This is a genomic window from Geothrix paludis, assembly GCF_022808815.1.
In the GTDB taxonomy this organism is placed as follows: domain Bacteria; phylum Acidobacteriota; class Holophagae; order Holophagales; family Holophagaceae; genus Geothrix; species Geothrix paludis.
The window spans coordinates 363,989-388,250 of the sequence record NZ_JAKZLC010000001.1; the positions used below are offsets into that span (position 1 = coordinate 363,989).

At 68.0% G+C, this 24,262-nt stretch carries 25 protein-coding genes; 11 read left to right on the forward strand and 14 right to left on the reverse strand.

Annotation, left to right across the window (positions count from 1 at the left end):
- The 5 genes from MLE64_RS01725 (at window position 1) to lspA (ending at window position 5,804) form a co-directional block, all read left to right on the forward strand.
- Window positions 1–522, forward strand: a complete 522-nt coding sequence (locus MLE64_RS01725) for an acyl-CoA carboxylase biotin carboxyl carrier protein subunit (RefSeq protein ID WP_243315133.1) — start codon at window positions 1–3, stop codon at window positions 520–522.
- Between the two features lie 310 nt (window positions 523–832).
- A complete protein-coding gene (locus MLE64_RS01730; RefSeq protein ID WP_243315135.1) occupies window positions 833–1,939 on the forward strand; it encodes an OmpA family protein in 1,107 nt (368 codons plus the stop codon).
- A gap of 57 nt (window positions 1,940–1,996) precedes the next feature.
- Window positions 1,997–2,386, forward strand: a complete 390-nt coding sequence (mscL, locus tag MLE64_RS01735) for a large conductance mechanosensitive channel protein MscL (protein WP_243315137.1) — start codon at window positions 1,997–1,999, stop codon at window positions 2,384–2,386.
- Window positions 2,387–2,520: 134 nt separating this feature from the next.
- The gene (gene ileS / locus MLE64_RS01740) at window positions 2,521–5,313 is read left to right on the forward strand and encodes an isoleucine--tRNA ligase (protein WP_243315139.1); all 2,793 of its coding nucleotides are present in this window, start codon (window positions 2,521–2,523) and stop codon (window positions 5,311–5,313) included.
- A complete protein-coding gene (lspA, locus tag MLE64_RS01745; protein WP_243315142.1) occupies window positions 5,313–5,804 on the forward strand; it encodes a signal peptidase II in 492 nt (163 codons plus the stop codon). Before ileS ends, lspA begins: the two co-directional genes overlap by 1 nt.
- A 106-nt stretch (window positions 5,805–5,910) precedes the next feature.
- On the opposite strand, the gene MLE64_RS01750 is transcribed toward lspA, so the two are convergent.
- On the reverse strand, window positions 5,911–6,882 hold the full coding sequence (locus MLE64_RS01750; RefSeq protein ID WP_243315144.1) for a DUF1028 domain-containing protein: 972 nt from the start codon (window positions 6,880–6,882) through the stop codon (window positions 5,911–5,913).
- 60 nt (window positions 6,883–6,942) lie between these two features.
- Between MLE64_RS01750 and MLE64_RS01755 the strand changes: the two genes are divergently transcribed.
- Together MLE64_RS01755 and MLE64_RS01760 are read left to right on the forward strand one after the other, a co-directional pair.
- Window positions 6,943–7,827: a DUF1684 domain-containing protein gene (locus tag MLE64_RS01755; protein WP_243315145.1), complete on the forward strand. Its 885-nt coding sequence runs from the start codon at window positions 6,943–6,945 to the stop codon at window positions 7,825–7,827.
- A gap of 163 nt (window positions 7,828–7,990) precedes the next feature.
- Window positions 7,991–8,194 carry a hypothetical protein gene (locus tag MLE64_RS01760; protein WP_243293504.1) on the forward strand — a complete coding sequence of 68 codons (204 nt, stop codon included), beginning with the start codon at window positions 7,991–7,993 and terminating at the stop codon, window positions 8,192–8,194.
- 41 nt (window positions 8,195–8,235) lie between these two features.
- Here MLE64_RS01760 and MLE64_RS01765 read toward each other — a convergent pair whose 3' ends face one another.
- The 6 genes from MLE64_RS01765 to MLE64_RS01790 all read right to left on the reverse strand — a co-directional run bounded on the left by MLE64_RS01765 (window position 8,236) and on the right by MLE64_RS01790 (window position 13,673).
- Entirely contained in the window at window positions 8,236–8,667 is a 432-nt protein-coding gene (locus MLE64_RS01765) for a DUF6526 family protein (RefSeq protein WP_243315147.1), read from the reverse strand.
- A gap of 24 nt (window positions 8,668–8,691) precedes the next feature.
- Entirely contained in the window at window positions 8,692–9,117 is a 426-nt protein-coding gene (gene arfB / locus MLE64_RS01770; protein WP_243315149.1) for an alternative ribosome rescue aminoacyl-tRNA hydrolase ArfB, read from the reverse strand.
- A gap of 21 nt (window positions 9,118–9,138) precedes the next feature.
- Entirely contained in the window at window positions 9,139–10,452 is a 1,314-nt protein-coding gene (locus tag MLE64_RS01775) for an ABC transporter permease (protein WP_243315151.1), read from the reverse strand.
- A complete protein-coding gene (locus MLE64_RS01780; RefSeq protein ID WP_243315153.1) occupies window positions 10,445–11,695 on the reverse strand; it encodes an ABC transporter permease in 1,251 nt (416 codons plus the stop codon). Before MLE64_RS01780 ends, MLE64_RS01775 begins: the two co-directional genes overlap by 8 nt.
- Entirely contained in the window at window positions 11,692–12,378 is a 687-nt protein-coding gene (locus tag MLE64_RS01785; RefSeq protein WP_243315155.1) for an ABC transporter ATP-binding protein, read from the reverse strand. The genes MLE64_RS01780 and MLE64_RS01785 overlap by 4 nt, the downstream gene beginning before the upstream one ends.
- Window positions 12,379–12,452: 74 nt before the next feature.
- Window positions 12,453–13,673: an efflux RND transporter periplasmic adaptor subunit gene (locus tag MLE64_RS01790; RefSeq protein WP_243315157.1), complete on the reverse strand. Its 1,221-nt coding sequence runs from the start codon at window positions 13,671–13,673 to the stop codon at window positions 12,453–12,455.
- A gap of 315 nt (window positions 13,674–13,988) precedes the next feature.
- Between MLE64_RS01790 and MLE64_RS01795 the strand changes: the two genes are divergently transcribed.
- Window positions 13,989–14,444, forward strand: coding sequence for a hypothetical protein (locus MLE64_RS01795; protein WP_243315159.1), 456 nt, complete (start codon window positions 13,989–13,991; stop codon window positions 14,442–14,444).
- Between the two features lie 65 nt (window positions 14,445–14,509).
- Here the strand turns inward: MLE64_RS01795 and MLE64_RS01800 are convergent, their stop codons facing one another.
- Both MLE64_RS01800 and MLE64_RS01805 read right to left on the reverse strand, forming a co-directional pair.
- Window positions 14,510–15,679, reverse strand: a complete 1,170-nt coding sequence (locus MLE64_RS01800) for an acetate/propionate family kinase (protein WP_243315160.1) — start codon at window positions 15,677–15,679, stop codon at window positions 14,510–14,512.
- A 123-nt stretch (window positions 15,680–15,802) separates the two neighbouring features.
- Window positions 15,803–16,705 (reverse strand): thiamine pyrophosphate-dependent dehydrogenase E1 component subunit alpha, encoded by a 903-nt coding sequence (locus MLE64_RS01805; RefSeq protein ID WP_243315162.1) that lies wholly within the window; start codon window positions 16,703–16,705, stop codon window positions 15,803–15,805.
- Window positions 16,706–16,758: 53 nt separating this feature from the next.
- On the opposite strand from MLE64_RS01805, the gene MLE64_RS01810 reads away from it, so the two are divergent.
- Together MLE64_RS01810 and MLE64_RS01815 are read left to right on the forward strand one after the other, a co-directional pair.
- Window positions 16,759–17,241 carry a GNAT family N-acetyltransferase gene (locus tag MLE64_RS01810; protein ID WP_243315164.1) on the forward strand — a complete coding sequence of 161 codons (483 nt, stop codon included), beginning with the start codon at window positions 16,759–16,761 and terminating at the stop codon, window positions 17,239–17,241.
- Complete coding sequence (locus MLE64_RS01815) at window positions 17,241–18,590, forward strand: CCA tRNA nucleotidyltransferase (RefSeq protein ID WP_243315166.1); 1,350 nt, start codon at window positions 17,241–17,243, stop codon at window positions 18,588–18,590. Before MLE64_RS01810 ends, MLE64_RS01815 begins: the two co-directional genes overlap by 1 nt.
- Here MLE64_RS01815 and ispF read toward each other — a convergent pair.
- Window positions 18,587–19,078: a 2-C-methyl-D-erythritol 2,4-cyclodiphosphate synthase gene (ispF, locus tag MLE64_RS01820; RefSeq protein ID WP_243315169.1), complete on the reverse strand. Its 492-nt coding sequence runs from the start codon at window positions 19,076–19,078 to the stop codon at window positions 18,587–18,589. The genes MLE64_RS01815 and ispF overlap by 4 nt on opposite strands.
- Window positions 19,075–20,604 (reverse strand): ATP-binding protein, encoded by a 1,530-nt coding sequence (locus tag MLE64_RS01825; RefSeq protein WP_243315171.1) that lies wholly within the window; start codon window positions 20,602–20,604, stop codon window positions 19,075–19,077. The genes ispF and MLE64_RS01825 overlap by 4 nt, the downstream gene beginning before the upstream one ends.
- 110 nt (window positions 20,605–20,714) lie before the next feature.
- Here MLE64_RS01825 and ruvB point away from each other — a divergent pair, with 110 nt between their 5' ends.
- The gene (ruvB, locus tag MLE64_RS01830; RefSeq protein WP_243293518.1) at window positions 20,715–21,728 is read left to right on the forward strand and encodes a Holliday junction branch migration DNA helicase RuvB; all 1,014 of its coding nucleotides are present in this window, start codon (window positions 20,715–20,717) and stop codon (window positions 21,726–21,728) included.
- On the opposite strand, the gene MLE64_RS01835 is transcribed toward ruvB, so the two are convergent.
- Genes MLE64_RS01835 through MLE64_RS01845 form a run of 3 tightly spaced genes read right to left on the reverse strand, consistent with a single transcriptional unit; the run spans window position 21,729 to window position 24,234 of the window.
- Complete coding sequence (locus MLE64_RS01835) at window positions 21,729–22,190, reverse strand: bactofilin family protein (RefSeq protein WP_243293519.1); 462 nt, start codon at window positions 22,188–22,190, stop codon at window positions 21,729–21,731.
- Between the two features lie 19 nt (window positions 22,191–22,209).
- Window positions 22,210–23,187: a M23 family metallopeptidase gene (locus MLE64_RS01840; RefSeq protein WP_243315173.1), complete on the reverse strand. Its 978-nt coding sequence runs from the start codon at window positions 23,185–23,187 to the stop codon at window positions 22,210–22,212.
- Window positions 23,188–23,247: 60 nt separating this feature from the next.
- The gene (locus MLE64_RS01845) at window positions 23,248–24,234 is read right to left on the reverse strand and encodes a UbiA-like polyprenyltransferase (RefSeq protein WP_243315175.1); all 987 of its coding nucleotides are present in this window, start codon (window positions 24,232–24,234) and stop codon (window positions 23,248–23,250) included.
- Between the last annotated feature and the right edge of the window lie 28 nt (window positions 24,235–24,262).

Below are 24,262 nucleotides of genomic sequence, written 5' to 3' on the forward strand. Positions count from 1 at the left end.
ATGAAACGCACCCTTCACATCGGCAAGGACTCCCACGATGTGGAACTCCTCCACCAGGACGGCGGCACCACGCTGGTCTGGGAAGGCCAGAGCCACCCCATCGACATCATCGAGCTCGAGCCGGGCTGCTACTCGATCATCCTGGAAGGCCGCTCCGTGGAGGTCCGCCTGGACCATGCCAAAGCGCCGGACCCGGACACCCACGCCTACCGGGCCATGCTCTACGACGGGGCCTATGAGTTCGCGCTCGTGGATCCCCGGCGGGCCCTCCTGTCCGCCAGCGGCGGGGCCGGAGCCGCGGGCGGCCTGCTGGTGGCCCCCATGCCCGGCAAGATCGTGAAGCTTCTCGTGAACCCGGGCGACCTCGTCCAGGAAGGCCAGACCCTCCTCGTCATGGAAGCGATGAAAATGCAGAACGAGCTGAAGGCCAGCACAAGTGGGACCGTCGCGACCGTGCATGTCCAGGAGGGCGCCACCGTGGAAACGGGGGCGTCGCTCATCACCGTGGCGCCCGAGGGGTGACAGAGGGCTCGCCCCATACAGGGTCATAACCGAGTGCAGGAGGCCGCCATGCCGGTCATCACCCTGGAGCCTACCCCAGGGTGACAAGGGCGGTCGATTCGGCCTGCTTGCTTGAGCTTCAAGGCATATTTGGCCGACCAATTCGCTTGGGACAGGCGGCCTGAAACGGTTATTTCACATCGCGCTGTGATGCAATTAATGACACTCGAAACCCTCGTAAAAAAGGATCTAGATTCTTTTTTTGTTGATGTAAAGGAAACTTCGAGACTAGGTTTATGGCGTGATGCGAATCACCATTAGCGGAGGTAGCATGAAAAAAACGCTCCTTTTCTTGCTGGCTGGAACGGCGATCACCCTCAGCGCCCAGCAGGGCCAGGCTTGGGTGATGGGACACCTGGGCCAGACGGTGTTCGATAAAGACAAGAACTTTGGGACTCCCTTCGACCTGAAGGATCAGCTCCACTACGGTCTCGGCGTGGGCCACTGGTACACCGACCGCTGGGGCCTCGACCTGCGGGCCATCCACCAGGACCTGAAGGCCGACAAGATCCCTGGCGCGCCCACGGGCAATGAGACCCACCTGCTGCTCTCGGGGCTGTTCAACTTCCGGCCGGGCGCCGACAACTGGTACCCCTACCTGGCGGCCGGCCTGGGTGGTACGAACGTGGACAAGAACTATTCCCCCAGCGGGAAGGAGACCACCCGCTTCAACTTCCACGGCGGCCTGGGCGTGATGGGCCGGTTGGCGGACAACTTCATGCTGGACCTGAGTGCCAAGGCGGTGAGCGTGGAACTCCCCAAGTCCCGGATGGAGTACCTCGCGACCCTGGGCCTCGGCTACACCTGGGGCGGCGGCAAGAAGGCCGCGCCCGCTCCGCCGCCGCCTCCCCCGCCGCCGGCTCCCGAGCCGAAGCCTGAGCCCAAGCCTGAACCCGTGGCTCCTCCGCCGCCTCCCCCGGCCCCCGAGCCGCCCAAGGAAGTGGCCAAGCCCGTGCCGCCTCCGCCGGCCAAGATCGTCCTCGACGAGGCCGTGTTGCACTTCGCCAACGGCAAGGCCGATCTGGGCCCTGACGCCACCGCCGCCATCCGCAAGGTGGCCGACGGCCTGAAGGCCTATCCGGGCGACTACAGCCTGGAAGTCAGCGGACACACCTCCTCCACCGGCAGCAAGGCCGTGAACAAGGCCCTGGCCAAGCGCCGGGCCGACGCCGTGGCCAAGGTCCTGGTGGATTCCGGCATCCCCGCCGCCAAGGTCACCACCGTGGGCGTGGGCCCCGACAAGCCCATCGCCGACAACAAGACCAAGGAAGGCCAGGCCAAGAACCGCCGCGTCGAGATCGACGTGAAGGTGAAGGACGCCAAGGCCGAGGTTCGCAAGATCAGCACTGAGACTGTGGACGTAGCCCCTAAGAAGTAGCCACGGAAGGGCGGGGGCCTTGGGGTCCCCGCCCCCTTTTTGTCTTGGAGGAACGCGATGTCCCTGAAAGACGAATTCAAGGCCTTCATCATGAAGGGGAACGTGGTCGACCTGGCCATCGCTGTGGTCGTGGGCGGTGCCTTCGGCAAGATCGTCACCGCCTTCGTGGACGGGTTGGTCATGCCCCTGGTGAGCTATGTGCTGCCCGCCAACATCAAATGGGAAGAGTGGGTCCTCGGCAAGTTCCGCATCGGCGCCGTGCTGGGCGCCACCATCAACTTCCTGATCATCGCCCTGGTGGTCTTCCTAGTCCTGGTCAAGTTCCTGGGCAAGTTCATGAAGAAAGAGGAGGCGCCGGCCGCCCCCACCACCAAGGAATGCCCGGCCTGCCTGGAGCAGGTGCCCCTCAAGGCCACCCGCTGCAAGCACTGCACCAGCCAGCTCTGACCGATCGCCACCCAGCCAGCCAAAGGGCCCGGTTTCCGGGCCCTTTCCCTTGTAACCGCAGGGGTTCCCGTGGTGAACTGGGAGTTCAACCTCAGGGGCGCTCGGGTGCGCCCCTCCGACGCACGAGGGCGCCGATGAGCGAGCAGGCTCCGGTAAAAAAGTACTCGGTCTTCCTTCCCAAGACCGATTTTCCGATGAAGGCGGACCTGCCGCAGCGCGAGCCGAAGCGCCTGGAGCGCTGGAAGGCCGAGGGCCTGTACGCCCGCATCGAGGCCAAGCGCAAGGCCGACAACGCGGCCGGGAAGGGCAGGGGACGCGAGATCCTTCACGATGGCCCGCCCTACGCCAACGGCGCCATCCACATGGGCCACGCCCTGAACAAGATCCTCAAGGACGTAGTGGTGAAGTCCCGCTGGATGGAGGGCTACGAGTCGCCCTACGTGCCCGGCTGGGATTGCCACGGCCTGCCCATCGAGCACGCGGTCGAGAAGGACCTGGGCCCCAAGCGCCGCGAGCTGAGCCGCGCCGAGTTCCTCCAGAAGTGCCGCGCCTACGCCCAGAAGTGGATCGACACCCAGCGCACGGCTTTCCAGCGCCTGGGCGTGCTGGGCGCCTGGGAACAGCCCTACGTGACCATGGATCCCCGCTACGAGGCGGAGACGGTGCGCCACCTGGCCAAGCTCTTCGAGAGCGGCTCCGTCACCCGCAAGCTCAAGGTCGTCCACTGGAGCTACGGCGCGCGCACGGCGCTGGCCGAGGCCGAAGTCGAGTACGCGGACAAGACCAGCCCCGCCATCACCGTGGCCTTCCCCGTGACGGACGCCGCGGCGAAGCACATGGAGCTGCCCACTCCGCTCTTCCTACCCATCTGGACCACCACGCCCTGGACCCTGCCCAGCAACCTCGCGGTGGCCATGCACCCGGATCTTGAGTACGCCGTGGTCCGCGCCGATGGCCGCCACTACATCGTGGCGGTGACCCTGCGCGAGGACTTCGCCAAGAAGCTCGGGATGCCGCTGCACACGGTGGAGATCCGCAAGGGGAAGGAATTCCAGACCCTGGTGGCGCGCCATCCCTGGATCGACCGGGACAGTCCAGTCCTGTTGGGCGACCACGTCACGGCGGACACCGGGACGGGCCTGGTGCACACGGCGCCGGATCATGGCGTGGACGACTTCAACCTGGCCCATCACCTGGGCCTGCTCCAGCTCGTGGGTCCCGATGGCAAGTTCCTGCCGGCCGTGAATGATCCCGAGCTGGAAGGGAAGAACATCTTCGACTGCAACCCCCTGGTGGTGGAGAAGCTCCGCCGCATCGGGGCGCTGATCCACGAAGAGACGCTGACCCACAGCTACCCGCACTGCTGGCGCACCCGGACGCCCATCCTCTTCCGCGCCACCGAGCAGTGGTTCATCACCATGGACTCCGAGCTCAACGGGAAGGGCCGCAGCCTGCGGGAACTGGGCCTCGAAGGCGTCGAGCAGACCCAGTGGGTGCCCGCCCAGGGCCAGAACCGCATCTACGCCATGATCTCCGGCCGTCCCGACTGGTGCATCAGCCGGCAGCGCGCCTGGGGCACGCCCATCACGGTCCTGCGCTGCGAGGCCTGCGGCGAGCCGCTGGTGGCCGACAGCATCTTCGAGGCCGCCGCCGCTGCCATCGAACAGGGCGGCATCGAGGCCTGGGCCAACCTGCCCGTGGAAGGGCTCGTGCCTGCGGGAAGCACCTGCAAGTGCGGATCCACGGCCTTCCAGAAAGAAACGGACATCCTGGATGTCTGGATCGATTCCGGCGTCAGCGCCTCGGTGGTGTGCGAGTCCCATCCGGAGCTGAACCGCGCCGACTACGGGGACTTCATCTACCTCGAGGGCTCGGACCAGCACCGGGGCTGGTTCCACAGCTCGCTCCTCTTCAACCTCGCCGCCACGGGCACCAAGCCCTACAAGCAGGTGGTCACCCACGGCTTCGTGCTGGACGGCAAGGGCCAGAAGATGTCCAAGAGCCTGGGCAACGTCATCACGCCCGAGGAGATCCTCAAGACCCTGGGCGCCGACATCCTGCGCTGGTGGGCCGCCAGCAGCGACTACAGCGAGGACATCCGCATCTCCAAGGAGATCCTCGACCGCAGCGCAGATGCCTACCGCAAGACCCGCAACACCCTGCGCTTCCTCCTGGGCGCGCTGGCGGACTTCGATCCCGCCCGCGACGCGGTGCCGGACGCGGAGCTGGCGCCTCTGGACCGCTGGGTGCTGGCCGCCTTTGGCCGCATGGCCAGGGAGGTCCGCGACGCCTACACCCGCTTCGAGTTCCATCGCGCCACCCAGGCCCTGCTGGGGTTCTGCCAGCTGGAGCTGTCGGGCCGCTACTTCGAGATCATCAAGGACCGCCTCTACTGCGACGCGCTGGATTCCCCCCGCCGCCGCAGCTGCCGCCAGGCCTGCTGGGTGCTGGCCAAGGGGCTCAGCAGCCTGCTGGCCCCGGTCATGAGCTACACCGCCGACGAAGCCTGGGAGCAGATCCCCGGGTGCGAAGGCAGCGTGCACGAGCAGCGGTTCCCCGAGATCGACGGCTGCGCCGCTGATCCCAAGTGGGAGAAGCTCTGGGTCGTGCGGGAGGCCGTGCAGGCCGCCATGGAACCCCACCGCGCCGCCAAGACCGTGGGCACCAGCCTGGATGCGGCCGTGGAGATCACCCTGGGCGGCCAGGCGGACTGGGACCTCCTGGAGGGCCTCGGCGAGCCGCTCGACGACCTCCTCGTCGTGTCTTCCCTCACCCGGATCGCCGATGCGAGCGCCGCCGCCCCGCTCGTCACGGTCACCCCGCATGACGGCGAGAAGTGCCCCCGCTGCTGGAACCGCAAGGGCGGCCATGGCAAGGGCGAGGATTCGGCCCTCTGCGCGCGCTGCGCCACTGTGGTGGGGGCCTGATGCGCCGCCTGCTCTGGCTGCTGCTTCCCGCTTCGGTTCTCGCCGCGGACCTGGGTTCCAAGGCCTGGATCCTGGGCCTTCTGAAAGAAGGCGAGTCCCTGCCGGTCATCAAGGGATTCTTCTACCTGACCCTGGGGTTCAATCGCGGCGCCATCTTCGGCAGCCTGACTTGGATGCCGGAGCCCGTCCGGTTCGCGGTGTTCGGCCTCGCGGGCGTGGCGGCCCTGGCTTATTTCGGCAAGCACTTCCTGGCGGAGGCGACGTCCACCTGGGATCGCGTGGCCCTGGGCTTCATCCTCGGCGGCGCTCTGGGAAATGGCATCGACCGGCTCGTGAGGGGCGCGGTGGTGGACTTCCTCGACTTCATATTCGGTACTTGGCACTACTGGACCTTCAACGTGGCCGACAGCTTCATCCTCGTGGGGGCTGTCCTCTACGGGGTGCGGATGCTGATGGCGCCGAAAGCGGTGGATCCCCAGGCGAACGGATAAAGGATCTCCACGAAGGGCACGAAGGAAAGACAAGAACACGAATGGAAGCTCTTCGTGTGCAGGTTTTCTCTTCGTGCCCTTCATGGAGGCCTTTTTCTTTAAGGACCTATTGAGCCTCGATGGCCTTCAGCAGGGCCGGGTCCTTGGGCAGCTGGTCCACCTCGGCGAGGCGCGGCACGAGGCGCTTCCAGAAGGGCTCGGCGGCGAAGACCTGCTTGAAGATGGGGAGGGCCTCCTCGCGCTTGCCGCTGGAGGCCAGGGCCACGGCCTGCCAGAAGGGCATCTCCCACACGCCGGGGGCCAGCTTCGCCGCAGCGGCGTAGGCGGCCTTGGCCTCGGGCCACTTGGCGGCAGTGACGTAGCCGTCGCCCTCGTCCATGAGGCGGTAGGCCCGGCGCAGCTGGATGAGGCGTCCCAGTTCCTTCAGGGGATCTGGATTGTCCTCCACGCGCAGGTCGAAGAGGCGGTCGTTCCAGGGCTGGCCCGAAGCCTTGCCCTTCACGACGAGGATGGCGGCGCTCTGCTGGCCGCGGATGTCGCCGCCCTCGGCCTGGGCTGCGCGGAGGGCCGCCAGCAGGCGATCTGCGAGGTCGCCCTGGGCGGTGCGGAAGGCCTTGGCCATGGCCGGCCAGACCGTGGCCCTGTCCATGAGGTTGGCCTCCACGGTGAAGCCCTCACCCACCTCGTGGCCTGCGGCCTGGATGCACTTGGAACCTGTGTGCGCGGCGGTGCGGCCCTGGGCATCCACCATGGCCACTTGGCGCACCTCGCGATCCGGATCCGCTGCCAGCAGGGCCTTCAGGGCCTCCGGCGCGGGCTTGCCGGCCTTCATGAGGGCCAGGCCCAGGGCGCCGTAGGTGGGATCAGTGAAGCTCTGCGTGGCCACCGCTCCCACGCCGGCCTCCGCCCAGGGCACGGACGACCCGACGGAGAACCAGTGGCTCTGGACGGCCACGCCCAGGTCTCCCGTGGCCGCGTCCCGCGCCACGATGGAGTAGGTGTGCACCGGGCGGCGGGGAACCTCGCCCGCGTGGGCGGGGAGCGCGAGCGACAGGAGGGCGACGGCGAACAGACGCATGGGAACTCCGGTGGGATGGGGACGCCCACCATCCTACCCCGTCACTGGTACGATGGTTCCATGCGCCGCGCACTGGTCCTCGCCACCTTTTGCTTCATGCTGGGCGCGGCTCCACCGCCGGAGGCCTACCTCAAGACGGTGGATGCCTGGCATGCGGAACGCACGGCCCGGCTGGCGGCGGAGGACGGCTGGCTGACCCTGGTGGGCCTCGACTGGCTCAAGCCGGGCGAGAACACCCTGGGCACGGCGCCGGGATCGACGGTGCTGCTGCCGGAGGGGACCGCCCCCGCCCAGGCGGGCACGTTCGTGCTGGAAGGCGGCCAGGTCCGGATCCGCCTCATGGCGGACAGTGGGATCCTCGTCAACGGGCAGGTCGTGGCTGAAGCCACGCTGAAGGCGGACGTGGACGGCAAGCCGGACCTGCTGCGGGCTGGGCGCATCACCTTCTACGTCATCCGCCGGGGGGACCGGTTCGGGATCCGGATGAAGGACCCGGAGGCGCCCGCACGCAAGGCCTTCCACGGCGTGGCGCGCTTCTCGGTCGACGCCGCCTGGCGCATCGAGGCGGACTTCCTGCCCTACGCGACGCCGCAGACGCGGGCCATCCCCACGGTGCTGGGCACCTCCGAACCCATGACGGCGCCAGGCCTGCTACGTTTCAAGGTCAAGGGCCGGACCTACACCCTGGAGCCCGTCATCGAGGACCCGGCCCATCCCGAGCTGTTCATCATCTTCCGGGATACCACCAGCGGGAAGGCGACCTACCCGGCAGGGCGCTTCCTGACCGCCGCCATGCCGAAGGACGGGAAGGTGGTGCTGGATTTCAACCGGGCCTACAACCCGCCCTGCGCCTTCTCCCACTTCGCCACCTGCCCGTTGCCGCCGAAGCGGAACGAGCTCCGCCTGGCGGTCCGGGCCGGTGAGAAGGACTACGGCAGCCACTGAAGGATTAGGGAACGCCCCGGCACGGAATCCCGGCCACCGGTGAGCCTGGTTCTGTCTCCACGATAGATCGTAGGTTGGGCGTGAAATAGGAAAATAGATGCATTGATTGTTTTGGTGTGCGTGTTATCTTCTGTTCAAACAGCCCAAAAAATCCGGAGGAACCATGCCGCCCGGAAACACGCACGCCAAAGCACCCGCCAAGGTGGTCGAGAAGGTGACCGTCGAGGCCTGCATCGCCATCGCCCAGCGGGTCCAGCAGGCCCGCCTCGTCTCCGGCGATGAGGCCGGATCGGATGCCGCAGCCCTCATCGCCGAGGCCATGCGCCGCGAACTCCTGAAGGGGCAGCAGGAAGGCGCGGTCGTCTAGCTCCCGTAGGCTCCCGGCGCCCCGTCCACGCCGAGGCTGGCTCAGACTCTGTATTCGTCAGCCCGCCAGGTCTGGATCCGCTTCTTGATGGCCTCGCCGTCGAGGTTCTCCTGGAGGGCTTCCCGCACGCGATCGGCCACTTCCGCGTCAGACGCGAAGCGGATGCCCACGAGCTGCCTGACGCTCAGCTCGGGAATGCGGGCCTTCAGGTCCTCGGGCAGGAGGCGGGCGAGGCGCAGCTGTTCCTCCAGGCGGATGAGGCGGTCCTGCACCCGGATGGCGTAGACGCGGGCTTTCAGGGCGAGGAGCGTTACGGCCAGGGCCAGGAGGGCGATCCAGAAGGTGGCCAGGGCCGGACGCCGGACGAAGGTGGTGATGGTGGCGACCACCGTCACCAGGAAGAAGGGGAGCAGAACGAAGTGGTACAGCGGATCGAAGCGGCGGTGGGTCGCGTAGGTCTGAGGCGCGGACATGTCATCTCCCGGAAGGCTTCCAGGTTACTCCAGAGGTCCGCTCCGCCGCCGCTTGAGCGCCGAGGCCCGCTTCTTGGTCTCGAGACGGCGCTCCTTCGAGGCGCGAGTGGGTCGCGTGGCATGGCGGGCCACGGGCCGCACCAGGGCGGCACGGACGGCCGCGGCGGCCTTCTCCCGGGCGTCCTCCAGGTTCTTGAGCTGGTCGCGGGTGCGGTCGCTGACGACGATCCAGAGGCCCTCGGCGTCCAGGCGGTTCCGCTGGGCCAGGCGCAGGCGGAGCAACGCATCCTCGGGCAGGCCCTCGATGGCGCCGAGGTCGATGCGCAGCTCTACCTTGGAAGAGACCTTGTTCACGTTCTGCCCGCCGGCACCCCCGGCCCGCACCGCCTTGAAGCGGATGGCGTCGCCGGGGATGCGGACGGTGGCGGTGACGGGGATGGGATCGGCCATGAGGCGATCCTACCGCCCCTTTCAGCGCATGGCTTCCATGGGGCTGAGCCGCATGGCGCGGAAGGCGGGGTAGAGGCCGAACACCAGCGCCAGCGCCAGGGCCACGATCCAGGCGGTGATGAGGCCGACGGGATTCACCACCAGGCCGTAGGGGAAGCTGGCGGAGAGGGCCTGGCACAGCAGGCCGCCGGACACCGTGCCCAGCAGGGCGCCGATGGCCGCCAGCACCACGGCCTCCAGCAGGAACTGGATGAAGATCTCGTGGTCCGAGGCACCCAGGGCTTTGCGCAGGCCGATCTCGAAGCGGCGGTCGCTGAAGCTGATGAGCATGACGGACAGCACGCCCACGCCGCCCACCAGCAGCACGGTTCCCGCCAGGCTCAGCAGCACCACCGTCCAGCCGTGCATCTGCTCCAGGAAGTTCTGGTAGGCCTTGGCCGCCTCGGCGTCCAGGTCCACGATCTCGGCGTCCTCGATGCCGTGGTGGGCCTGGCGGACGCGGCTGAGGAGCATGGCCGACACCTCGCCCGCATCCTCGGCCCGGCGCAGCTTCACGGTGACCTGGGCCAGCTTGTGGGCAGGGTCCATGCGGTCCGTGTAGGCTTCCAGCGGGATGAGGATGCCGTTGGCGTCCGTGTAGTTCTCATCGTTGAAGATCTGGCCCGGCGCCTGGACGCCCACGATGCGGAAGGGCACGCCCTCCACCACGAGATCGCGGCCCACGGGATCGGCGCCGCTGAAGAGCTTGGAGGCCAGGGTGGCGCCCACCACGGCCACCGTGGAGCGCCGTCGCTGATCGTCCTCTGTGAGGTTGCGGCCCAGGCCGATGGGCCGGTTCATCCAGACCGCGTAGTCGGGGGTGACGCCCGTGACGAAGATGCGCTCGGTGTCCCCGGTGACGCGGACAGACGAGGTGCGCTGGGCCCGGGGCAGGAAGGCCAGGACCTTGGGATGGGGGGCCGTGAGGCGCGAGAGGTCCTCAAAGCGGAGACCGGGGCTCATGACGAAGCGGCTGCGCTCCTCGGCGGTCTCCGCGGTCTTGGGGGCCACGCGCACGGTGCCGTCCCAGCTCATGCCCGCGAAGCCCGTGCTGATCTTGTCCATGACGCCGTCCAGCACCGAGGTCATCACCACCAGGGCGAAGACACCCAGCATGAGCAGGGTGAGGGTGAGGAGGCTGCGCACCTTGTGGGCCCACAGCTCCACCAGGCCCGTGCGGACCACCTCCCAGAGCATGCCGAGGCTGAAACCGCGCACCTTCGGCGCGGGTGCGGGCGCTTCGCCATCCAGGAGAGAGGGACCGGGAGAGCGGAGGAGGAAGGTGCCGTCACTCATAGCGCAAGGCCTCCATCGGAGACAGCCTGCTTGCCTTCCAGGCCGGGTAGAGCGCGAAGAGGAAGCCGAAGGCCGCGGCCAGGCCGTAGGCCCAGAGGAAGCTGGCGGGCGTCACGTAGAGGGGGATACCCAGGCTCTTGGTGATGATCCAGGAGAAGCCCACGCCCAGCGCCAGGCCTGCCAGGCTGCCGAGGGCCGTGAGCAGCAGGGCCTCGGTCATGAAGCCTTTGAAGATCTCCCGGCCCGAGGCGCCGATGGCCATCTTCACGCCCACCTCACGGACCCGCTCCTTGAGCCCGGCCATCTGGATGTTCACGTTCACGATGCCGCCGCCCACCAGGGCCAGCACGCCCGAGAGCAGGAAGATGATGTCGTAGACATCCCCCTGGCTGTTGCGCCGGCGGATGCGCGCCGCCACGTCGTCCAGGCGGAAATCCTCCTGGAGCCGGTGGTTGGCCTTGAGGAGGTCGGAGAGCTGCTTGGCGAAGCCACCCATGGCGCCCAGGTCGGGGATGCGGAAGGTGACCCGGTCCAGGCGGCGGTAGGCGTCGCCGTTCATGCGGCGCTGCACCAGGCTGGCGGGCACGGCGATGATGCGGTTGCGCCACCAGAACTGGTTGTGCTGGCCCTCGCGGAAGCGGAAGACCCGCTCCTCGAAGAGGCCGATGACGGTGACGGGGACATCCCCGATGCGCAGGGTCTGCCCCAGGGCATCGCCCTTGGGGAAGAAGGTCTGGGCGGCCTCGGTGCCGAGGATCACCACCGGGGCGCCGGAGTCCGTATCGCTGGTGGAGAAGGCCCGTCCGCGCACCACCTCATAGCCGTTGGCCGGGATGAAGTCCCCGCCGATGCCGCTGATCTGTCGGTCCTGGTCTCCGTAGGCTGACACCACCCGGGCCCTGGCGAACTTTTGGCGGCTCACGCCGTGGATGGCGTCCGCCTTCAGTCCCTCGCCGCCCGTGGCATCCTCGTCGCGCAGGCCCAGGTTGGCCTGCTGCAGGGCCGTGGGGCGACCGTCGCGCACGGCGGCCTTGGGCTGGACGTTGAGCTTGTCCAGGCCGCCCATCTTCACGAACATCTCGTCCGCCCGGCGGCGCTGGCTGTCGGAGATCGAGAAGCCGCCCAGCACGGAGGCCACGCCCAGGAGCACGCCCAGGGCCTGGAGCACCGAGCGGCCCAGGTTCTCCCGGATCTCCACCCAGGCCCCGAGCAGCCGCTCGCGGAAGGCGCCGGAAGTCTTCATGCCGCGCCCTCGTTGAGGGCGATCAATCCATCCCTGATCTCGACCTGCCGCTCGGCCTGGGCGGCGATGGAGGGATCATGGGTCACCAGCAGCAGGGTATTGCCCTGCTGGTGCAGCTCGCGGAAGAGGCCCAGCACCTCGGCGCCAGTCTTGGAGTCCAGGGCGCCGGTGGGCTCGTCCGCCAGCAGGAGGGCCGGTTCGTTGGCCAGGGCCCGGGCCACGGCCACGCGCTGCCGCTGGCCGCCGGACAGGGTACCGGGCAGCTTGTCGGCCTTGTCGGCGATGCCCACCTTCTCCAGAAGGGCCAGGGCCCGCTCGCGGCGCTCCTTGCGTCCCACGCCGGCGTAGAGCATGGGCAGCTCCACGTTGCGGGCGATGCTGGCCTTGGGCAGCAGGTTGTAGCTCTGGAACACGAAGCCCACCTTCTCGTTGCGGATCCGCGCCAGCTCGCCGCCGGAGAGGCCCTGCACTTGGTGGCCGTCCAGCGTGTACGTGCCCTCGGTGGGCAGGTCCAGGCAGCCGAGGATGGCCATGAGGGTGGACTTGCCCGAGCCCGAGGGCCCGATGAGGGCCACGAACTCCCCCTTGGCCACGGTCAGGTCGATGCCCCGCAGGGCGTGGACCGCCGTGCCATTGCTGCCGTAGACCTTCGTCAGGCCCTGGGTCTGGATGATGCTGGACATGGTCGCTCCGCGAGGCCGTCAGCTATCGGCTGTCAGCTATCAGTGACTGAGAGCTGACAGCTGATGGCCGAGAGCTAATTGTTTTCATCGTCCTTCTCGACCTTCTTCTTGCTGGGATCCTCCAGACTCACCTGGTCGTTGGCCTTGAGGCCGGAGAGGATCTCCACACGCTCCAGGGTGGCGATGCCGGCCTTCACGGGCACCACGTCGAAGTACTCTTTCCAGTGGTCCGAGAGCCAGATGAACTTGCCGCGGCCGTTGAGTCCCTCCTTGGCCTTGGCGAGGTCCTGGGGCGGGAGGTTCTCCTTCAGGCGGTAGACCACGGTCTGGCCGTCGCGGCGCTGGAGGGCCTCCAGCGGCACGCTCACGGCCTTGTCCCGCTTCTCGCCGAGGATCTCCACGTTGGCGCTCATGCCGGTCTTGAAGGCCTCTGTGAGCTCATCCAGGGCCACCTCCACCTTGAAGACCTTGATCTTCTCCACCAGGTCCGCGGCGGGAGCCACGAAGCGCACCTTGCCCGTGAAGGCCTTCTGGGGGTAGGCGTCCAGGGTGATGCGGACGGGCTGGCCGACCTTCACCTTGGCGATGTCCACCTCGTTGAGGTTCACCTTCACGATGAGGGACTGGAGGTCGGCCACAGTGAAGACCACCGTGCCCGCATTGAAGGAGCTGACGCCGGAGGTGATGGTGTCGCCCAGCTCAACGCCCTTCTTGATGACCACGCCGTTCATGGGGGCGGTGACCCGGGCCTTCTGGGTGGAGGCGTTGCCGCTGATGGGGATACCTCGGTCCTCCACGATCTGGTAGCGGGTCTGGGCGCTCTTGAAGGCCTCTTCGGCCAGGTCGCGGGTGGTCTTGGCGCTGCGGTAGGCCTGGTCGGAAATCAGCCCGGACTTGTAGAGCTCGGCCTGCTGGGAGAAGTCGCGTTCGGCATTGCGGAAGCTCACCCGGGCCTGGGACACGCTGCCCTGCACGTCGGACAGGGTCTGGGCCTGGTTCACGTCGGGTTCCACCTCGGCCAGCACCTCGCCGGCCTTCACGGTCGCGCCCTCGCGCACCTTGAGGCCCACGATGCGGCCCGAGACCGTGGACTTCACGTCCACCTTGGTCAGGGGGTCCACCACGCCCACCTCCCGGACGCTCACCTGGAGGTCCTCGGCCTGGACCTTGCCCAGGCGGAAGGGGGTGGAGGCTTCTGCCTTCTTGCCCTTACCGTCACCGCCCTTGAGGGTGAAGAACATGCCCGCCGCCAAAGCCACTCCGGCCACGGAGACGATGACCCATCGCTTTCGCATGGAACCCCCTTGATGGGAAAGATGCCGGACCTGCCGGATTGATGGATGGCCTACGGAGCAGAGTCTGGGGTCGTTTAGGGAGGGGCTCCTTCGGGAACCGGCGGCCGGTGGACCGGGGCCGGTCAACGGACCGGTCGGCGGGGGGAACCCCCCTGTGGCATCCCGCCACAGGGCTTGAGGCAACGATCCACGCCGAACCGGTTAAACCTTCTCCAAATGGCTCGGGCTTAACCAGGTTGTGAATTGGCACGAGGGCGGCATCAGGCCATCCCGGGACGATTCCCCTTCGCGGCCCTGCCGCACCAGGAGCACACCATGTCCAACCTTCAGAAGCGCATGGCCCTCATCGTGGCGGCGGGTCTCATCGGCGCCTCCCTCATGGCCCAGGCCCCCGTGCCCCCGCCTCCCACTGGCCAGCAGGTGGAGAAGAAGGGCGAGCGCGTCGAGCGTCGGGGCGAGGCCCAGGAGCGTAAGGGCGAGCGCCAGGAGCGCCGGGGCGCTCGAAACGAGCGCCAGGGCGACCGCAAGATGGCCCAGGGGGCCCGGATGGAGAAGCGTGGGGAGGCCCTTGAGGCCAAGGGCGACGGGAAGGCCGGCCAGGCGCTGGAGCGCAAGGGCGAGCGCCGCGAGACCGCGGGTGCGGCCCAGGCGGCCAAGGGTGAGCGCCAGGAGCACCGCGGGGCCCGGAATGAGCGCCGGGGCGAGCGCAAGGAGCGCCGCGGGACGCGCATCGAGCGCAAGGGCGAGCACATGGAAGCCCAGGGCAAGTAAGGTCTTTCCATCCCTCACGAAAGCGGCCCCCGGGCGGGGGCCGCTTTCGTGAGCCAGAAGGAACGTTACCGCACCGTCTCCCGCGCGATCATCAGTTCCTCGTTGGTCGGCACGACGGTCACGACCACGCGGGAATCCGGGGTGCTGATGATGCGCTCGCCGGTGCCGTGCTCGTTGGCCTCGGGATCGAGCTTCACGCCCAGGAAGCCCAGCTTGCTGCAGACCTTGGCCCGGACGTAGGTGCTGTGGGTGCCGATGCCGGCGGTGAAGGTGATGGCGTCCACGCCGTCCAGGACGGTGGCGTAGGAGCCAATGAACTGGCGCACGTTGTAGGTCAGGAGGTCCCGGGCCAGGCGGGCGCGGTCGTTGCCGCTGTCCGCGGCCAGCTCGATCTCGCGGAAGTCGGAGGACACACCGGAGATGCCCAGCAGTCCGGACTTCTTGTTCAGCAGGTCCGTGATGGCCGAGTAGTCCAGGTGCTCATGCTCCATGAGCATCTCCACCACGCTGGGGTCGATGGTGCCGCAGCGGGTGCCCATGATCACGCCCTGGAGCGGGGTCATGCCCATGCTGGTGTCCATGCTCTTGCCCTGGCCCACGGCGCAAATGCTGGTGCCGTTGCCGATGTGGCAGGTGATGACCTTCAGGGAGCGCAGGGGCCGGCAGAGCAGGATGGCGGTGCGGGCGGCCACGTAGGCGTGGCTGGTGCCGTGGAATCCGTAGCGGCGGATGCCGTACTTCTGGCTCAGCTCGTAGGGGATGCCGTAGGTGCGTGCGTGGTCCGGGATGTTGTGGTGGAAGGCGGTGTCGAAGACCGCCACGTGGGGGATGTCGGGGAAGGCTGATTTGGCGACGCGGATGCCCAGGGCGTTGGCCGGGTTGTGCAGGGGCGCGTAGATGGCGAAGGCCTCGATGTCCAGCAGGACCTCGTCCGTCACGAGCACGGAGTCCCCGTACTTCGGTCCCCCGTGGACGACCCGGTGGCCCACGGCGTGGACGGGCGTGTCGTGGAGTACGTTGGCGTGGAGCCGCTCCAGGATGGCCTCGAGGGCCTCCTTGTGGGTGGGAAGGGGAAGGGTCTCCTTCCGCTTCTCTCCGTCGAGGGTGGTGATCAGGTTGGCTTCGGCCAACCCGATGCGCTCCGCCATGCCCTCGGCGATGGAGACCTCCTTCACCATGTCGAAGAGGTTGAACTTGAGGCTGGAAGAGCCTGCATTCAGAACGAGAACGTACACGTCATCCCCCATAACAGGGAAAGTCTAGCGCCCAAGTCACGTGACCAAAGGCGCATTGTGGATGGATGGGTCGTCATGCCAGCCTGGCCTGGCAAAAGGCATGAGTCCGGGGAAGGCCGGCCTTCAGGCGGAGAAGACCCCCGCATTCAAGGTGGCGGGGTCGGGCCAGGGGGCCGCCAGGGCGGTCTCCGCGTCCTCGAGGAGCTTGCCTTCCAGCCGGGCGCGCAAGCCCGGGTCCGGGGTCCAGCGCTTCCGGGCGAGCCAGGCCTCGAAGCGGGGCAGGGGGTCCTTGGCGGCCCACTGGGCCAGAAGCTGGGGATCCACGTAGCGCTGGTCGTCGTGCTCGGCGTGGCCTTTCATGCGGAAGGTCTCGCAGACGAGGAAGACGGGGCCCTTGCCCTCGAGGCAGTGCTGGCGGGCCTGCAGGCTGGCGGCATACACCTCCGCGGCGTCGTTGCCGTCCACCGTGAGGGTGAAGGCCCCCTGGGACCGGGCCGACATCCGCCCGGCCATCTGGCGCTCCGGGGGCGTGGAGAAGGCGTATCCGTTGGACTCCCCGACGACGATCAGGGGAAGCTGCTGCACCACCGCGAAGTTGAGGCCCTCGTAGAAGGCTCCGGTGGAGCTGCCGCCATCGCCGATCCAGGTCATGGCCACGCGCCGCTCCCCCTTCTGGCGAAAGCTGAGGGCCACGCCCGCCATCACGGGGATGAGGGCGCCCAGCATGGAGGTGGGGGCCAGGATGCCTCTTTCCACCGCGCCGAAGTGGTTGTTGTGCTCCCGGCCCGCGGTGGGGCCGGTGGCGCGGCCCAGGTACTGGAGGAAGATCTCGAGTGGTGTGGCGCCCCGGACCAGCATGGAGCCCAGGTTGCGGATCATGGGGCCGATCACGTCGTCGGGCCCGAGGGCCATGGCGCTGGCGCAGGAGGTGGCCTCCTGGCCCAGGCTCCGATAGATGCTGCCGAGGGTCCTGCCCTGGCGGAAAAGCTTCACCAGGCGCTCTTCCGTGAGCCGGGTCAGGAGCATGGCCTCATGAAGGCGGAGGGCGGTGTCGCGGTCCATCCGGTTAGCATAGACCCATGCTGAACCTGCGCCCTGCCGTTCCTTCCGACGCCCCGTTGATCCTGCAGTACATCCGCGAATTGGCGGACTACGAGCGGGAGCCGGAAGCGGCGGTCGCCACGGAGGCGGACATCCATCGTTACGCCTTTTCGGAGCATCCCCTGGTGAAGGTGACCATGGCGGAGTGGGACGGCCAGCCTGCGGGCTTCGCCCTCTGGTTCCTGAACTTCAGCACCTGGGAAGGCAAGCCGGGCATCTACCTCGAGGACCTGTTCGTGCGGCCGGCCTTCCGGGGCAAGGGCATTGGCAAGGCCCTGCTCCAGCACCTGGCCGCGCTCGCCGTGAAGGAGGGCTGGACCCGCTTCGTCTGGCAGGTGCTCGATTGGAACACGCCGGCCATCGAGTTCTACGAGGCCCATGGCGCCAAGGTCATGCGGCCCTGGCTCACCTGCCGCGTGGAGGGCGAAGCCCTGGCCCGGCTGGCGCGGGGCGCCGACTGATGTGGGCCCCGCTGCGCCACCTCGAGGAGGCCCTGGGGCCCGAGGCGGAGCTGGTGGTGGTCGGCGGCGCCGTCCGCGATGAACTGCTGGGGCGTCCTCACACGGACTGGGACCTGGCCACGAAGCTGATGCCGAAGGCCGTGATGGACCGGGCCCGGGCCGCGGGCCTGAAGGCGATTCCCACGGGGCTGCAGCACGGCACGGTCACCGTGCTGCTGGAGGATCGGCCCATCGAGATCACCACGTTCCGGAGCGATGGGGATTATCTGGACGGGCGGCATCCCGAGACGGTGCGACTGGGCGTCAGCCTGGAGGAAGACCTGTCTCGCCGCGACTTCACCATCAACGCCATGGCCCTTCCCGTGGGCGGCGGCGACCTGGTGGATCCCTTCGGTGGCAGGGCCGACCTGGAGACGCGGACCCTCCGGGCCGTGGGCGATCCGCTGCGCCGCTTCGCCGAGGACGGCCTCCGCACCCTGCGGGCATGCCGGTTCGCGGCCCAACTGGGCTTCGAGGTGGAAGCCGGGACCCTGGCGGCCATTCCCGAACGGCTGGAGGTTGCCCGCAAGGTGGCCGCGGAGCGGGTCCTCGCGGAACTCACCAAGCTGCTCTGCGGCCTGGAGCCCCACCGGGGGCTGGACCTCCTGGCGCGGACGGGGCTGCTGGACCTCTGGCTGGCGGAGCTGCGTCCCATGATCGGCTGCGGCCAGAACCGGCACCACCGATGGGATGTGTGGCGCCACACGCTGGAGGTGACGCGCCTGGTTCCGGCCGATACGGGGCTGCGCTGGGCCGCCCTGCTGCATGATGCCGGCAAGCCTGGCGCCCGCACCCTCGGGGACGAGGGTGAGACCCGGTTCCATGGGCACGAGGCCCGGTCCCTGGAGCTCACGGGCATCCTCCTGGAACGGCTCAAGGCCGCCCACGCGCTCCGGCGCGACGTCCTGGCCCTGGTCCGCCACCATGGCACCCATCCGACCGCGGATTGGAGCGACACGGCCTGCCGGCGCTTCCTGCGTCGGCTCGGGGAGGACGGGCTGACCCTGGCCCGCTGGGGGGCATTCCGCCTGGCGGATCAACGGGCGAAGGGCCTGGAGGTGGAGGCCCGGGAACAGGAGCACGCCGCCATCCTGGTCCGCCTTGAAGCCATGGCCGCCGCTGCTCCGCCCCTCTCGGTGAGGGCCCTGGCCCTGGACGGAGCGGCGCTCATGGCGCTGGCCGGACGCGGAGGCGGCCCCTGGCTGGGCGAGCTCCAGCGGGATCTGCTGGAGGCCGTGCTGGAGGACCCGTCGCTCAACACGCCGGACGCCCTCGCGGGCCTGGCTCGCCGAAGGCTCGAAAAGCCCTAGCGCCTCTCGATCAGCACCACGGCCTGGGCCGCGAGACCTTCGCCCCGGCCGGTGAAGCCCAGCTTCTCCGTGGTGGTGGCCTTCACGTTCAGGGCATCGCTGTGGATGCCCAGCACAGGGGCGATGCGATCGCGCATGCCCTGGCGGTGGGGGCCGATCTTGGGTCGCTCGCCGATGAGGCAGACATCGGCGTTCACCACCCGCCAGCCCCGCTCAGCGAGATCGCCCATCACCCGCTCCAGCAGGCCCGCCGAGTCGGCGCCCCGATAGGCGGGATCCATGTCGGGGAAATGCTGTCCGATGTCGCCCAGGCCCGCGGCGCCCAGGAGCGCGTCCATGAGGGCGTGCAGCATGACGTCCGCGTCGCTGTGACCCGCCAGGCCCCGGTCATGCGGAATGTGGCAGCCCATGAGCATCAGCGGGCGGCCTTCTTCCGGTGCCGCGAAGCGATGGACGTCGAACCCCATGCCTGTGTGGAAGGCGTTCATACCCGCTCTGCTCCCAGGTTGCGGTGCTCTCCCGTGGACTCGTCCGGCAGCCGGTGGTCCTCCGTGATGGGATGGTCCGGCAGGAGGATGATGACCTCGGTCCCTTGGCCCTCCTCGCTGAGGAATTCCAGGGTGCCCCCGTGCTCCTCGACGATCTTCTTCACGGTGGCCATGCCAAGACCCGTCCCCTTCTTCTTCCCGTAGCTGAAGAAAGGTTCGAAGATCCGCTTGACGACGCGCTTGGGGATGCCGCGGCCCTGATCCTTCACCCGGATCTGAACCCCGCCCGTGGTCTGGATCCAGTTCACGAGGATCTCGCCGCTCATGCCGACGGTGGCGTCCATGGCGTTGGCCAGGAGGTTCTCCATGACCCGGGTGAACCGGGCGGGATCCAGCTTGATCAGGCAGGGCGGACCTTCGGCCTGGAGGGTCACGCCCATCTCGGCGGCACGGGGCACCAGGGGCTCGATGACGGCCTCCAGGAAGGGCCGGAGATCCACTGTTTCTCTCCGGGGCTCCCGCACCTTGGCGAAATCGAGCACGTCCTGGCTCAGGTGCGTGAGGCGATCCACGCATTCCAGGATCTTGCGGCAGTGGTGGCGGACCTTGGTGTCCTCGGTGGACAGCTCCAGCAGGTCCGCGTGGCCGCGGAGCACGAAGAGCCCGTTCTTGAAGTCATGGACGATGGAACTGGCCACCTGGCCCACTGTGGCGAGCACGTGGCTGCGCAGGTTCTCCTCGGACAGCCTCGAACGCTCGATGGCGATGGCGCAGAGCGAGACGATGGCCTCGAAGGTCGGCCGGTCCGGCGGTTCGATGATGGGGCGGCGGCTGTCGAGGTAGACCACGCCGATGCGCCGCCCCTGGAGCAGCAGGGGAAGGCAGAGGATGGTCTTCAGCTCCAACCGCTGGATCGAGTGCTGGCTGAGCAGCTGGCCGTCCTCGGCAACGTTGAGGATCCAGATGGGATCCCCGGTCTCGAACACCTTGTGGACGCTGGACATGGACAGCTGGATCTGGCCCTCGAGCTCCTGGCCCAGGTTGCGCTGGACCCGGCAGGCCAGCTCGCCATCCTCCAGGAGCATGAGGAAGCCCCGGTCCGTCCCGGAGATGCTGAGCAGGCGGTCCAGGGACTGCTCGAGCATGTCCTCGAGATCGGATTCCTGGGCCAGGAGCTGGGCCGCATCGAGGATGGCCTGGAGGTGGATCTCCGAGCTGCTGTGGTCCGTGCGGACCAGGGTCAGCGTGTAGGCGCTGTCCGCCAGGAGCAGGGGAGTCCCGGGCTCCCAGGCCTGGCGCTCCGTCAGTGGCTGACCCATGTAAAAGCTGCCATGGGTGGTCTTGAGATCCTCGACCCACCAGGTGTCGTCCTGCAACTCCAGGCGCAAGTGGCTGCGGCTGATCATGTTGTCGGACAGCACCACGTCGCAGAGGCTCTGCCGTCCCACGGTGACCGAGCGGGCGAGGGGCACGGAACGCTCGAACCCGTGCCGGTCTCGAATCAGGAGCTGGTAGCGCTGGGCCACGGCATCTCCCGGGCAGGCGTCATGGGATAAGGGGGGCTTAGGACTGCGAACCCAAGATTATCCGGCCATCGGCTGGACACAAGTGGAAGACCCGTGAGGGAATAGAAGTCATGCACCGGCATCCTGACCTCGATCCCTCCACGAACCTGGAGGACCCCGTTGAATACTCGCTGAGGCCCCAGCGCCTCCAGGAATATATCGGCCAGGCCAAGGTGAAAGCCCGGTTGGAGATCGCCCTCCAGGCCGCCTCGAAGCGCGGGGAGGTGATGGATCATGTGCTCCTGTTCGGCCCACCGGGGCTGGGCAAGACCACCCTCGCGCACGTGCTCGCCAACGAGATGGGCGCGCCCTGCAAGGTCATCCAGGCCCCGGCGCTGGAGAAGAAGGGGGACCTGGCGGCCATCCTCACGAACCTGGAGGCGGGGGAGTTCCTCTTCATTGACGAGGTCCACCGCCTGTCGGCGCCCATCGAGGAGATGCTCTACTCGGCCATGGAGGACCGCAAGCTGGACATCCTCATCGGCCAGGGACCCAGCGCCCAGACCCTGAAGGTGGATCTGCGGCCCTTCACCCTGGTGGGCGCCACCACGCGCGCCGGACTCATCTCGAAACCCCTGCACGATCGCTTCGGCATGGTCCATCGCCTGGAGTTCTACACCCGGGCGGACCTGGCCATCATCGCCCGCCGGTCGGCGGACCTCCTGGGCATCCACCTGGCCCCGGAGGGCGCCGAGGCCATCGCCCGCCGGAGCCGGGGGACGCCGCGCATCTGCAACCGCCTGCTCCGGCGCTGCCGGGACTACGCCGAGGTGAAGGGCGACGGGACCATCACCGTGGAATCCGCCGAGGCCTGCCTGAAGCTTCACGAGGTGGACGACCTGGGCCTGGATGGCCTGGACCGGGAGTATCTCCAGGCCATCTGCCACAAGCATCGGGGCGGCCCCGTGGGCCTGCGGACCCTGGCCGCCGCGCTGGGCGAGGATGAGGGGGCGCTCGAGGATCTGGTGGAGCCCTACCTCATGCAGGTGGGCTTCCTGGATCGCACGCCCCAGGGCCGGAAGGCCACCGATGCGGCCTACGCCTATCTGGGGGTGAAGTCCGATCCGGGGCCGCTGTTCCGCTGATCAGAACTTGGCGTCGATCGTGTCCTGGGCCTGCGACCCGGTGGAGGACATGGCGAGGGTTCCGCCCTTGGCGGCGTTCGCAAGCTCCAGGGTACGGGTCTGATCCCGGCGGACACAGACGCCCTGGAGGGTGCCGCCCTCGTCGACGACCAGGGAGCCGACCTCGACGTCTCCCTCCACGTAGCCCGTGCCATGGATCTCCAGGCACTCGGTGATCTTCATGGTCCCTTCGGCGCGGCCGGTCACCACGAGGTGCTTGGCGTAGATGGTCCCCTTCACCATGCCGCCCGGGGCGATGGAGATCTCGCCGGTGGATTGGATGATCCCCTCCACGGTGCCTTCGATGCGCAGGCTCTGGGAGCCCGTGTGGATCTCTCCGGTGAGAATCACGTCCTTGCCGAGGATCGAGTGGATCGCGGGGGCGGAATCGGGCTTGGGCTTGTTGGTGCGGAATACGGCCATGGGTTGCTCCTTCGGGGGGTCAGGACGATTTGCGCAGCGCCCGGATCCACTGGCGCTGGAGACGCAGGTAGGGCTGGGGGTTCGTGGGCTTGCCGTTCAGCCGCACTTCGTAATGGAGATGGACCCCGGTGGCGTTCCCCGAGCGTCCCATCGTGCCCAGGATATCCCCGCGGGACACTTTCTGCCCGGCCTTGACGTTCACGTGGTTCATGTGGGCGTACAAGGTTTCCTGCTCGTTGTTGTGCCGCACGCGGACGCCCCAGCCGTAGCGGTCCATCCAGCCGGCTTCTTCCACCTCGCCGTCAGCGGTGACCTGGATCGGCGTGTCGAGGGCGTTGCTGATGTCGATGCCCGTGTGGTAGCCCAGCAGTCCATCCCCTTCCTCGTTGGGCCGGGAGAACGGATTGACGCGTACCCCGAACCCCGAGCTGAGGTAGCCGGCCGTGGGCGGGATGGAGGGCGTGTGCGCCCAGGCCCGGAGCACGGGCTCCATCCTGGCCCGCACGACGGCCGCCTGCTTGGTGGTGTAGTCGAGGTCCTGCTTGAGGCGGGATAGCTTCTCCTGGGTTCCGGGAGGCGGCGGGGCGGGGGGTTGCACAGGTTGCCCGGGCGGCGGGGGCAGGGGCGAAGTGGTGGAGGCCTTCGGATCCAGGAGCTTCAGCAGCTCCGTCTGCTGCTGCCGGAGGGTCGTCACCTCGGCCTCGAGGGCCTGGGCCTGATCCAGGGAGGACCGGAGCTGCTCCTGCTGCTCCACCGTCTCTTTCTGGAGCCGGCTGAAGCTCATGATCTTCTTGGTGGCCCAGAATCCGTAGCCGGAACCAATCATCGCCAGGGCTGAAAAACCGGCCACGAGTCCGATTCCCCAGAGCAGCATCCGGCGAGTGAGGGACCAGCGGAGGGTGCGATGGCTGAAGACGACCATCACGGTGAGCCACCCCACGGGATCGGGGCGGCTGGAGCGCACGGCGAGTCGGCGTTCGGGCTGGTGAGTGGACATGGCCTCTCAGCATACCTGGGAATCCATGATGGATCGACTCGCCTTCTTACAACGAACGATCTAGACCGGAGCCAGGAGCGAGCGCGATAGCCACCACTCCAAGGCATGGGCGAGGAAAAACACGAGTCCCACAAGGCTGTTCAACGTGAAGAAAGCCTGGTCGATGCGGGACAGGTCACCACCCCGGACCAGCCACTGCTCCTTGGCGAGCATGACCGCCACAGTGGCCCATCCGGCCCAGGCGATCAGATGGCTGCCCATGTGGACGTTGAACATGGCCCAGGCCGCCAGGGCCAGGAGGTGGAAGGCGCGGGAAAGGGCCAGGGCGCCGCCAGTGCCCAGCCTGACGGGCATGGAATGCAGCCCCTTGTCGCGGTCATAGCCCTGGTCCTGGAGGGAATAGAGGATGTCGAAGCCCGCGGTCCAGGCCAGGACGCCCCCGGAGAGCCAAAGGGCCGGGGCCTCGATGCGTCCCGACACGGCAATCCAGGCCCCCAGGGGCGCTCCGGAGAGGGAGAGGCCCAGCACCACGTGGGCCCAGGAGGTGAAGCGCTTGCAGAGCGAGTAGCCCAGGATGATCACGAGGGCCAGCGGCGAGAGGGCCCAGGTGAGGGGTCCCAGGGCGCCGGCCGCCAGGCCGAAGAGGACGATCCCCGCCCCCATCAGGAGCATGGCGCCGGCCCGGGAGACCCGGCCCGCGGGCAGGGCCCGGCTCGCGGTGCGAGGGTTCTCCGCGTCCACGTCCACGTCCACCAGGCGGTTGAAGGTCATGGCCGCCGTGCGCGCCCCCACCATGGCCGCCAGGATCCAGAGGATCGTGCGGAGGGGTGGGATTCCCTGAGCCGCCCCCAGCGCCCCCAGGAAGGCGAAGGGCAGGGCGAAGACCGTGTGCTCGAACTTGATCATGTCGAGCAGTTCGCGGGTGTGGCGCAGGGGGGAGAGGCCAGGCTCCGGGGCCGGGGCAGGCCCGCCGGTGGGTGCCTCCGTCCCATCCCGGGGGGGCTCCTCCACGGGATGGGGCTCCTGGGCCGGATCAGGGTGGTTCATCGGTCTGTCCATTGAATACATGATCCAG